This is a genomic window from Haemophilus sp. HN_Hi10 (assembly GCF_049821985.1).
Lineage (GTDB): Bacteria > Pseudomonadota > Gammaproteobacteria > Enterobacterales > Pasteurellaceae > Haemophilus > Haemophilus influenzae_D.
Window position 1 is genome coordinate 936793 of sequence record NZ_CP187495.1, and the last position, 11545, is coordinate 948337.

At 37.9% G+C, this 11545-nt stretch carries 10 protein-coding genes and 1 pseudogene; 5 read left to right on the forward strand and 6 right to left on the reverse strand.

Annotation, left to right across the window (positions count from 1 at the left end):
* Positions 1–49: 49 nt before the first annotated feature.
* Entirely contained in the window at positions 50–1042 is a 993-nt protein-coding gene (gene rsmC, locus ACPT8Q_RS04650) for a 16S rRNA (guanine(1207)-N(2))-methyltransferase RsmC (RefSeq protein WP_050847204.1), read from the reverse strand.
* 105 nt (positions 1043–1147) lie between these two features.
* Between rsmC and holD the strand changes: the two genes are divergently transcribed.
* Together holD and rimI are read left to right on the forward strand one after the other, a co-directional pair.
* Complete coding sequence (holD, locus tag ACPT8Q_RS04655) at positions 1148–1552, forward strand: DNA polymerase III subunit psi (protein ID WP_005671672.1); 405 nt, start codon at positions 1148–1150, stop codon at positions 1550–1552.
* A 2-nt stretch (positions 1553–1554) separates the two neighbouring features.
* Complete coding sequence (gene rimI, locus ACPT8Q_RS04660; RefSeq protein WP_050949326.1) at positions 1555–1995, forward strand: ribosomal protein S18-alanine N-acetyltransferase; 441 nt, start codon at positions 1555–1557, stop codon at positions 1993–1995.
* A gap of 38 nt (positions 1996–2033) precedes the next feature.
* Here the strand turns inward: rimI and fdhE are convergent, their stop codons facing one another.
* The 4 genes and pseudogenes from fdhE to fdnG all read right to left on the reverse strand — a co-directional run bounded on the left by fdhE (position 2034) and on the right by fdnG (position 7747).
* Positions 2034–2942: a formate dehydrogenase accessory protein FdhE gene (gene fdhE / locus ACPT8Q_RS04665; RefSeq protein ID WP_061671332.1), complete on the reverse strand. Its 909-nt coding sequence runs from the start codon at positions 2940–2942 to the stop codon at positions 2034–2036.
* Positions 2943–3011: 69 nt separating this feature from the next.
* Entirely contained in the window at positions 3012–3728 is a 717-nt protein-coding gene (locus ACPT8Q_RS04670) for a formate dehydrogenase subunit gamma (protein ID WP_050949328.1), read from the reverse strand.
* Positions 3721–4659 carry a formate dehydrogenase subunit beta gene (gene fdxH, locus ACPT8Q_RS04675; protein ID WP_050949329.1) on the reverse strand — a complete coding sequence of 313 codons (939 nt, stop codon included), beginning with the start codon at positions 4657–4659 and terminating at the stop codon, positions 3721–3723. The genes ACPT8Q_RS04670 and fdxH overlap by 8 nt, the downstream gene beginning before the upstream one ends.
* Before the next feature lies 1 nt (position 4660).
* A pseudogene (gene fdnG, locus ACPT8Q_RS04680) lies at positions 4661–7747 on the reverse strand (formate dehydrogenase-N subunit alpha).
* Between the two features lie 270 nt (positions 7748–8017).
* On the opposite strand from fdnG, the gene fdhD reads away from it, so the two are divergent.
* Entirely contained in the window at positions 8018–8830 is an 813-nt protein-coding gene (gene fdhD / locus ACPT8Q_RS04685) for a formate dehydrogenase accessory sulfurtransferase FdhD (protein ID WP_061671334.1), read from the forward strand.
* Between the two features lie 37 nt (positions 8831–8867).
* Here fdhD and ACPT8Q_RS04690 read toward each other — a convergent pair whose 3' ends face one another.
* Positions 8868–9098, reverse strand: coding sequence for a zinc ribbon domain-containing protein (locus ACPT8Q_RS04690; RefSeq protein ID WP_050949332.1), 231 nt, complete (start codon positions 9096–9098; stop codon positions 8868–8870).
* A gap of 198 nt (positions 9099–9296) precedes the next feature.
* On the opposite strand from ACPT8Q_RS04690, the gene ACPT8Q_RS04695 reads away from it, so the two are divergent.
* Together ACPT8Q_RS04695 and mraZ are read left to right on the forward strand one after the other, a co-directional pair.
* On the forward strand, positions 9297–10883 hold the full coding sequence (locus ACPT8Q_RS04695) for a carbon starvation CstA family protein (RefSeq protein ID WP_050949333.1): 1587 nt from the start codon (positions 9297–9299) through the stop codon (positions 10881–10883).
* A 201-nt stretch (positions 10884–11084) separates the two neighbouring features.
* Positions 11085–11540: a division/cell wall cluster transcriptional repressor MraZ gene (gene mraZ / locus ACPT8Q_RS04700; RefSeq protein WP_050949334.1), complete on the forward strand. Its 456-nt coding sequence runs from the start codon at positions 11085–11087 to the stop codon at positions 11538–11540.
* Positions 11541–11545: the final 5 nt, after the last annotated feature.

Genomic DNA, 11545 nt, shown 5'->3' on the forward strand with positions numbered 1-11545 from the left:
TATACGCATAATAAAAATCCCCATTATTGTGATGGGGATTTTTTTGTTTCTAATTTTTCACTGAATACACTTTAAATTTTCCTGTTTGAGCAAGAACTTGATAATCATTGAAATGTTGTTTAAGTAGCTCGGGATAAGGCAAAAATGAATTGGCGACAATACGTAATTCTCCACCTTGATTAAGATGCCATTTCGCTTGAGTGATAAGTTCTTTTACGGCTCGATAAGCGGTATCAATGCCATCATGGAATGGTGGATTCGAAATAATCAAATCAAATTTTCCTTCTATATCAGAAAAGACATCACTGGCGTGAATCTTCCCTTGTAATTGATTTTCCGAAAGTGTTTTACGCGCTGATTCTAACGCCATAGCGTGAATATCTGTCATTGTAATTTGTGTGTTAGGCGAGCGTTTTTTTATCATAGAGCCAATTACTCCCGCGCCACAGCCAAGATCAAGCACTTTTCCTTTTATTTTATTATCAATGGTTGAAAGTAACAGTTCCGTGCCTGTGTCTAATTCCGCCGCACTAAATACCCCAGGTAAACTATAGATAGTTAAGTCTTCAAGTGTTGAATGTTGATAGGTTTTCCAGAAATTTTTAAGCTCAAAGTTCGGTTTATTTTGTAGTGAAAAATGATATAAACCACAACGGCGAGCAGAGTCAATTTTTGCTATTTCCCCATAGGGTGCTAATGTTTTTTCTACTGAACGTACGCCACAACGATTTTCGCCAATAATTAATATTTCTTGACCAATAGGAGCTTGAGACAATAGTTGAAGCAGTTGGAAATTGACTTCTTGTTTGTTTTTAGTCCAATAATAAACGATTAAATCGGCTTGATCTTGAAATTCAACGGAAAAATTGACCGCACTTTGCGTTCTTGCATAGTCAAAATAGCAGCTCCAAATTTGGATTGATTGGCATTTTGAGGCTAATGTTTGAGGAAAATTATCAGAAATTCCTCCAGCAAATAATACCGATTTACCGTCAAAAAATGAAAGATGGCGTTCTAAAACTTGGCTTTCTAGAGAAATCACGCTTTGAATCCTGTGGGTTATTAGTTAAAATTATGCGTCATTTTAGCAAAGATTAATGAAAGAAATTAACACTATTTTTCAAGCAACGTTTTTAAAAATTCACTTATGAACAGACGCGATCTTCTTTTACAAGAAATGGGCATTTCCCAGTGGGAATTATATCGCCCCGAGGTGCTGCAAGGTTCCGTAGGAATCAGTGTGGCAGAGAATATTCGCTTTATCACTGTTTCCGATGAGAATATCAGTAGCTCGCCTTTGTTGGCTGATGTGCTGTTAAGCCTTGAGCTTAAAAAAGAAAATTGCTTATGTTTGAATTACGATCAAATCCAGCATATGGAATGTAAGCAACCTATTCGTTATTGGTTACTATCAGAAAATAGCGACCAAATTGACCGCACTTTAGCATTTTGTGTGCAGGCAGAGCAGGTTTATCGCTCGCCAAGTTGGCAGCAATTTCAATTTAATCACCAAGCCAAACGAGTGTTGTGGCAACAAATTCAGCAGCCTTAATTATGTCTATTATTTCTCAAATTGAAGCCTGTGATTTCGAGCGATTGTATGAAATCGAACAGCAAGCACATCTGGTGCCTTGGTCGCTGGGGACGTTAAAAAATAATCAAGGGGATCGTTATCTCAATTTAAAATTAATTGAGAATAATCAGATTATCGGTTTTGCGATTTGCCAAACCGTATTAGATGAAGCGAATTTGTTTAATATTGCGATTTTGCCTAATTATCAAGGTTGTGGATTTGGCAAATTATTGTTAGACGAATTAATCTTTCAATTAAAGGAAAGAGGTGTACAGACTTTATGGCTAGAAGTCAGAGAGTCTAACCCCGCTCGTTTCTTGTATGAAAAAATTGGTTTTAATGAAGTCGATATTCGGAAAAATTATTATCCGAAACCCAGTGGTGGACGAGAAAATGCCGTAGTAATGGCGTGTTATCTATAGATTTAAATAATTAGCCTAGATATTTCTAGGCTATATTTTTATGCTGCTTCTGCAGGAAAAACAAATGGATTTAATCCGCTGCGTGCGAAACCCTTTTCTTCCATTTCAATATCTAAGAAAATGGAGGCCAAATCATCGGCTACAGGTTCTACGTAAGGATCTTTTTCCTGGAACATCATTTTTAAGTAACTTTCACAGCTACCACAGGTTTCAGCACGAACAAGTGCAAGTTCTTCATCTAATGACCACATTTCGAGTTTGTCGTGGTTATTACAGTTGGTGCATTGTGCACGTACTAAATTCCATTCACTTTCACATAAATTACAATGTAAGTAGCGTAAACCTTGTGATGTACCAATTTGTACCATACTTGCCACAGGTAAAGAACCACAAACAGGGCAGTGATGTAAATTTTCGGCGTTCTCAACTTGGCTATTATGGGGAATTTGCTGGGCGAGCTGTAACCAATAAAGGGAAAGTGCAGCCCAAATAAAGACGGCTTTATCACTGCTGACTAAATTAAATTCTTGTGCTAATAGCTTATTTGCCATTTCTTCTAATTCGGCAGAGGAGGCTTTTTCAAGAAATTCGATTGTTGCAGAAATTTGCTCGTTAGCTTTGGGCTTTATTTCATCAAGAATTTCAGTTAAGTATTCACGCCAGATACTGTCTCGCTTAAAGGTTTTGGCATTTAGTGGCTCGATAGCATTTAACTGTTCAAGCTGTTGTGGCGGTAAAGGATTTTTTTCTAACGTGGAAAGTTGGCTTTCAACTATATCTGCAGCAAATAATAAATAATCAGATAGAGGATGATTTTGTGCTAAGTCTCTTAAACGTTTCGCTCTGCGTTGGTAAAGATTTTTAGGATTGGCAAATAAAACCGCTGGGGCTTGATATGAATTTGCTACTTGTTTAATTTCTGATTCAGATAAGATTTTGATACTCATATTCTCTCACTTTTATAATAAAAAGTGCGGTCAATTTTAACCGCACTTTTTCTTTTTCAGGATTTCAGCTTATTTGCCAAATCCTTTAAATAAGACTTTGGTTTTACCTACTTTGCCAGATTGCTCGTTGAGTAAATCTTCCTCAAGTTTTGATAAAACTTCTTCACGATACCATCTTGGGTGGTGTTTTTTCGCCCAACGAACGGTTACCCAACCTTCAACAATACCGCGAATTGATCCTTTAACCCAAAATGCCATATATATATGCACTAAGATACCAGTGAATAACATAAAAGCACTTGCAGAGTGGAGTAAAATAGCAATTCGCAATACTGGGATTGAGAAGTAATGTGAAAAATATTGACGCCACATAATGATGCCAGTGACTAATAACGTTACCATCGCCAAGTTTAATGTCCAGAAGAGCATTTTTTGACCAAGGTTATATTTACCGTTGTCAGCAACTGCGTGTTCATTCCCTTTAAGCACTTCAACGACACCTTTTGCCCAGCGAATATCGTTTTTTTCTGGAATATTGTGATCCCAGTACAATAACGCTAAGTAGATGAAAGCGAAGAACATTAAAATCCCTGTGAATGGGTGAATGGCGCGCGCAATTTGTGGTGTACCCAAAATTTCTGTGAGCCAAGCAAAGTCAGGGAAGAAAAATGCAACGCCAGTGAACATCGTCATAAAAAAGCAAATAACCAACATCCAGTGACTAATACGCGCTGGGGTTCTATGACGGATAACGCGAGTATCGTTGCTAATTTCAATTTTACTCATTGTTTTCCCCCTTAGACGGTTTATTTTCTTCAAATTCGTGATGATGATCTTCTACATCTTCTTCTACATTTGGGCCAACGGTTAAGTAATGTGCAACTTCTGCTAGAGCTAGACCACCCATTGCCACTGCAGCGAATGGTTTCAATACATCTTTCCATAAGGTCACACTCAAATCAATTTGAGGATCTTTTGGAAGACCATTGTAAAGCTCAGGTTTATCTGCGTGATGCAACACATACATTACGTGTGTACCGCCTACACCCGGAGGATCGTAAAGTCCTGCGTTTTCATAACCACGGGATTTTAAATCTGCCACGCGTTGTTCTGCGTAAATTTTCATTTCTTCTTTAGAGCCGAAACGAATCGCACCTGTTGGACAGGTTTTCACGCAAGCTGGTTCTTGTCCTACAGAAACACGATCCACACAAAGGGTGCATTTGTATACACGATTGTCTTCAGGATTCATACGTGGAATATTGAATGGACAGCCTGCAATACAATAACCACAACCAATACATTTATCGGATTGGAAATCTACAATACCGTTAGCATATTGAATGATCGCACCAGGTGCTGGACAAGCCTTTAAACAACCAGGTTCTGCGCAGTGCATACAGCCATCTTTACGAATCAGCCATTCTAAACGATCGTTTTCTTCAACTTCGTTAAAACGCATCACCGTCCACGCTTTTGCATCAAGATCAACTGGATTGTCATAAACCCCAACACATTGTGCATTGACATCAGAGCGAATATCATTCCACTCTGAACAACCCACTTGGCAGGCTTTACATCCGATACAAGTTGAAACATCAATTAATTTTGCGACTTCGACTTTATGATCTCTCGCTTGTGGTGCTGGTGTTAAACTAGATGTTGCGGAGATTTTAATAACGTCTTGCGTTTGAACGCCTTGAGCAGTTCCGGCCATATTATGCCTCCCCAACTTTTTCAATATTTACCAAGAATGTTTTGTATTCTGGTGTTTGCGTGATTGCCTCACCCCAAGATGGTGTTAAGGTATTAGTAGAGAATCCACGGTTACCTTTGCCATTCAATGCCTTCATATTCCAGTGTATTGGAAGACCTATATGGTGTACGACACGTCCATCAATTTCGAGATCTTTAAGACGTTTTGTAACCACGGCAACCGCTTTAATATAGCCACGACGAGAAGTAATTTTTACCATATCGCCTTTTTGGATGCCTTTTTCTGCCGCTAATTTTTCGCCAATTTCCACAAATTGTTGTGGTTGTGCGATGATATTTAATGCAGATTGTGCAGTCCAGCTGTGGAAATGCTCGGTTAAACGATAAGTTGTTGCTACAAATGGATAGTCTTTATTTGAACCAATAAATTCACGATCTTCTTTATAGATACGTAAAGTTGGATCTGTCACTACATTTGGATGAAGTGGGTTTGTATCAATTGGGCTTTCAACTGGTTCATAGTGTTCTGGCATTGGGCCATTTGCAATTTTATCAACGGCAAATAAACGTCCTACGCCTTCTGCGGACATAATGAACGGTCCTGTATCAGAACCTGGTGGTTGCGTACCGTAGTCAGCAATATCAAACCAGTTCCAGTTTTTACCGTTCCATTTGATTAATTGGCGGTTTTTATCCCAAGGATTACCATTGATATCTAATGATGCACGGCTATAAAGTACGCGGCGGTTTGCAGGCCATGCAAAGCCCCAGCCAATAGTACAACCTAAACCCGATGGATCTGAATTATCGCGATTAGCAGTTTGGTTGCCTTTTTCAGTCCATTGACCAACATATAACCAGTTACCTGATGTTGTTGTACCATCATCACGTAAATGTGCAAATCCATTGAGTAATTGACCTTTCTTGTACATCAAGTTACCGTTTGGATCATAAAGATCTTCAAGTGCATAACCATTTAATTCTTTGGCTAATTCAACCGCACTTGGTGAGTGTGGTTGAGCATAATTCCAAGTCATTGCTTCAAAAGATTTAATGCCTTGACCACCCTCTTTTTTATAAAGTTCGTGCATTTCTTCGCGTAGCATAGAAAGAATATCAACATCAGGTAAGGCTTCTCCCGGTTGATCGCAACCTTTCCAGTGCCATTGAGCCCAGCGACCAGAATTAACGATTGATCCGTCTTCTTCTGCGAAACAAGTAGTTGGTAAACGGAAAACTTCTGTTTGAATTTCCGCAGGATTTACATCATTTGACTCACCAAAATTTCTCCAAAATTCTGATGATTCAGTTTGTAATGGATCCATAACGACTAAGTATTTCAGTTTACTCATACCAGATAACGTTTTATTTTTATTTGGTAGTGCATTTAATACGTTAAAACCTTGTAAAATCCAACCGTGTAATTTGCCTTCATTCATCAATTTAACGTGAGTAATCGGATCATATAAGCGATCTGCTTTTGGTAAGAAATCGAATCCCCAGCCATTTTCCTTAGTGGCATTATCTCCGTAGAAAGTTTTCATCATACTAACAAAGAATTTTGAAGTATGACGATAATAGTTCACTTGGTTTGGAACGATATCTTTTGGTGTAATTGCGTTAATGTATTGCTCGTAAGAGGTATCTTTATCGTTTGGCAAACGCATATAACCTGGTAAAGACATTGGCAATAAGCCCATATCTGTCGTACCTTGAACATTGGAGTGTCCACGTAATGCGTTAATACCGCCACCTGGCATCCCCATATTACCTAAAAGTAATTGGATTATCGCCATTGAGCGAATATTTTGTGTACCGATTGAATGCTCTGTAAAACCTAATGCATATAGATGCGTCATCGTTTTATTTGGTACTGAGGTTTTACCAATTTCTTCACAGATTTGTAAGAAGAGTTTTTGTTTTACACCTGTAATACGCTCAACCATTTCTGGGGTATAACGAGAAACGTGCTCTTTTAAGATGTTAATGACACAACGAGGATGTTGTAATGTCATATCACGTTTAGCGTGACCATTTTCATCAAATTGGTAGTTCCATTTAGATTTATCGTAGTTACGTTTTTCTTCGTTGTAACCTACAAATAAACCGTCTTCAAATTTGAAACCTTCATCAATTAAGAATGAAGCATTGGTATAGTGTTTAACATATTCGTGTTGAATTTGATTTGTTTCCAATAGGTAACGGATCACGCCCATTAAGAACGTAATATCAGAACCAGAACGAATTGGCACGTGTAAATCTGCAACGGATGCGGTACGGTTAAAACGCGGATCAATAACGATGATTTTCGCACCGTTTTTCTTCGCTTCAATTGCCCAACGGAAGCCAACAGGATGGGCTTCAGCAGGGTTACCGCCTTGAACGATGATTAAGTTGGCATTTTTAATATCAACCCAGTTATTTGTCATGGCACCGCGACCAAATGATGGAGCAAGACTTGCTACCGTTGGTCCGTGTCAAGTATTCGCTTGGTTACATACTGGCACCATACCGAGCATTCAAATCCACTTTTGCGTTAATAACGCAGCTTCATTGCTCATTGCTGATGCAGTCATAATTCCTGTCGTTGCCCAACGATTAACCGTTTTTCCACTTGCATCTTTTTCAACAAAGTTGGCATCTCGGTCATCTTTCATTAAACGAGCAATACGTTTAATGGCATCTTTCCAAGAAATTCGTTCCCATTTATCAGAACCGGGCGCACGATATTGAGGATATAAAGAACGGCTTTCACTATTGACATAATCGAGTGCGCCAGCACCTTTCGGGCAAAGTGCACCACGACTGACTGGGTGATCTGGATCGCCTTCAATATGAAAGAGTTTTGAACGAGTATTTGTGCCAGTATGGCTACTTAATGAATTGTAAGGTTTGCCTGTGCTATATAACAACATACCGCAACTTACAGCGCAGTATGTACAGGTGTTACGGGATTCAAACGCGCGTAATAATTTATATTCGCGTGGCGCAGCTAATACATTTGCTGGAGCAAAGCCCAACATTGCAGCTGACGTTCCCGCCATACCTCCTGCACAGATCTTGAAGAATTTTCTTCTTGAGACCTGCATAATCACTCCTTTCAACAACAAGTTGTTGAGATATTATAGATAGTAATAAAATTCGTTTAGTAGCTAGATTATGTTGATTTCGTTAAAATAACACTCTCTAGTATATAAATCATCGAAAAAACGCTGATTTATTAGGTGGCTAGGATAGCGATTTTTTAACGATAAATCCATAATCAAATAATATTAGCTTCAACAAATATTGTGATCTAGATCATAAATATAAAAATAATTTAACAGATTTTTTACATTTAACTGATGGGCAGGTAATAAATGCAGTGCTGGATTCGACAAACTATCAACTTTTTTAGAAAGACAAAAAATACAGAAAAATTGACCGCACTTTTGCAACAAAAAGAGGACATACTGGCTGTTGAGATGCCAGTTTCTTTGGTATATAACGGCATTTCTCACGCAGTTATGATGTGTTCCCCAAACAATTTAGAGGATTTTGCTTTAGGCTTTTCTCTAACAGAGGGAATTATTGATAAACCAGAAGATATTTATGGCATTGATGTTGTAGAAGTTTGCAATGGTATTGAAGTGCAAATTGAGCTTTCCAGCCGTAAATTTATGGCATTAAAAGAGCATCGTCGTAATCTTACGGGGCGTACTGGTTGTGGTATTTGTGGTGCAGAACAATTGAATCAAGTATATAAAACTTTTCCAAAATTAGACTGTACTTTTCAATTTGATTTAAATTTGCTAGATAGTTGTCTTATTGATCTTCAAAAAAATCAATTACTTGGATGTAAAACTGGTGCTACCCATGCTTGTGCATTTTTCGATTTATATGGAAATATGTTAGCTATTTACGAAGATGTAGGTCGCCACGTTGCGTTAGATAAATTGCTTGGTTGGCACGCAAAATTGGGTAAGCCTAGAGGTTTTATTTTAGCCTCCAGTCGAGCGAGTTATGAAATGGTGCAAAAAACAGTGGCTTGTGGGGTGGAAATGTTAGTCACGATTTCCGCCGCAACGGATTTAGCAGTAACAATGGCAGAGAAACATAATTTGATTTTAATTGGTTTTGCTAGGGAAGGAAAAGGAAATATTTATAGTGGGCATCAACGACTTCACAATTAACCCCAATCAAGAGAGTGATTTGAGGTTTTGTTGTTGATTAATTTACCATCCAGCTTGTGACTGCGATAAAAATTGCAAAGATGCAAAACCAAATTATGTGTAGTTTTGTGCTTTTACGATTGACTTTTTCATTATGTAAACGCCGAGCTTCTAATCTTTGTTTGTAAATCTCTAGATCTTTTTGTTTGAAAGAAAAACCGCAATTAGGGCAATTTTCTGCATTTTCACTAATCTTTTTTCTGCATTCGGGGCATCTTGTTAAGGACATATTTGCTCTATACCTATTCAATTACTTATTTGTTAGTATTTTAATAGATGTTTTAGATTTTACAAATGTGATACAAGTCACAAATCTTATAAAATCTTTAAATTCAATTTTTGATTTGGCGTAATTTGAAATAGAATACAGCCGATTGTTTAGGGCATATGCTAAATACCTTTACTTTATCTTTTGAGGAGCCTTTCTATGTTATGGTTTTTCTTTTGTGTAGCCATGTTGATTCTTGGTTACTTTGTTTATGGAAAAATTATCGAAAAAATCTTTGTGGTTAATCCAAAACGTCAGACACCTGCTTATCAGATGAATGATGGTGTGGATTATATGCCGATGTCAAAAACTAAAATTTGGTTAATTCAATTATTAAACATTGCAGGAACTGGACCGATTTTTGGACCTATTCTTGGTGCATTATATGGACCTGTTGCAATGTTATGGATTGTAGTTGGTTGTATTTTTGCTGGTGCGGTTCACGATTATTTTTGCGGTATGTTAAGTATTCGTCACGGTGGCGCAACCATGCCATACTTGGCGGGTAAATTTTTAGGTCGTCCCGTTAAAGTCTTTATTAATACCTTAGCTCTTGTGTTGCTTTTACTTGTAGGTGTCGTATTTGTAGCAAGTCCTGCTCAATTAATAGGAACCATTACAATGGATGTATTTGGGGCTTCACAAGGAGCATTGTCACTGGGTGATGCTGAAGCAGTTCATCATGCTGTTGAAGCTGGGGGAATTAAAGTATGGGGAATGGACAAACCAACAGTTGTTGCTATGTGGACTGCCATTATTTTTGCTTATTATGTTCTTGCGACCCTACTTCCAGTTGATAAAATTATCGGAAGAATTTATCCGCTCTTTGGTGCATTATTACTCTTTATGTCAATTGGTATGGTATATGGGCTAGTTGTAGCGCATTTTAGTGCAACAGATCCAATTGAGTTTTTCCGTACAATCAATGCTGATGGCGAGGGTTTAACTTGGGCGAAATTTACACAAAATTTCCAAGTGAAAGGTGATGTTCCAATTTGGCCACTTTTATTCTTAACTATCTCTTGTGGTGCATTATCAGGTTTCCACGCAACGCAAACTCCATTAATGGCGCGTTGTGCAGAAAATGAAAGTGAAGGTCGTTTCATTTTCTATGGTGCAATGATTACAGAGGGGATAATTGCATTAGTATGGTGTATGGTTGGTCTTGCATTCTATGAAAACCCACAAGCGTTACAAGATGCAATTTCAGCAGGTTCTCCATCTAAAGTTGTGTATGATAGTTCGTTACATTTCTTAGGTCTTATTGGTGGTATTTTTGCCGTATTAGGTGTGGTTGTTCTTCCTATTACTTCTGGCGATACAGCATTCCGTGCTGCGCGTTTACAGTTAGCCGAAATTTTTAATATTGATCAACGTTCATTACCTAAACGTTTATTAATTGCTGTGCCGTTGTTTGTATTAGGTTATTTTATTTCAACCATTGATTTCAGCGTATTATGGCGTTATTTCACTTGGGCAAACCAAATGACAGCAATGGTAATGTTATGGACTGCAGCGGCATATTTATATCGTTATCATAAATTCCACTGGGTTGCGTCTCTTCCTGCGTGGTTTATCACAACAGTATGTACAACTTATTTGTTCTACAACAAAATTGGTTTCGGCTTAGATTATCAGCTTTCTGTGTATCTTGGTTTAGCAACAACCATCGTTTGTATCGTATTGTTCTTCACAATGCTTAAACCATTAGGTACGCGAGATGAAGAAGCTTATATAAATAATTAGTCAATAAAATTTGATGAAAAAAGCCGTTTGAATTGTTTATTCAAACGGCTTTTTTATTTTGATAAAAATCAGTTGCTTTAATGTGGAATTACTTGCAAGTTGAGCGAACAAATTATAAACTTGCTAGAAGTGGAGAAAAGTGGTGTTTTGTGGAGATTTTTAGAGATTTTCTAAAAATAAGTTCAATTTTTAAGGTGTAATATGTTTCGTGGTGCAACGGCGGTTAATTTAGATTCTAAGGGACGTGTAGCGATCCCAACTCGCTATCGCGCTGAAATTCTTGAAAAGAACCAAGGGCAAATGGTTTGTACTGTAGATATTCGCCAATCCTGTCTTTTACTTTATCCCCTTGATGAATGGGAAAAAATCGAACAAAAACTTCTCGCACTTTCTAACTTTGATCCTACCCAACGCCGTTTGCAGCGAGTAATGCTTGGCCATGCCACTGAATGTGAGATGGATGCTCAGGGTCGTATTTTGCTTAGTGGGCCATTACGCCAACACGCAAAATTAGAAAAAGGTTTAATGTTGGTAGGGCAACTTAATAAATTTGAAATTTGGAGCGATGTAGAATGGCATACTCAAATTGCAGAGGATATAGAAATTGGCTCCAGCGCAGATTTTGCTGCTGATGCGTTAAATAATTTCTCATTATAGAAAAT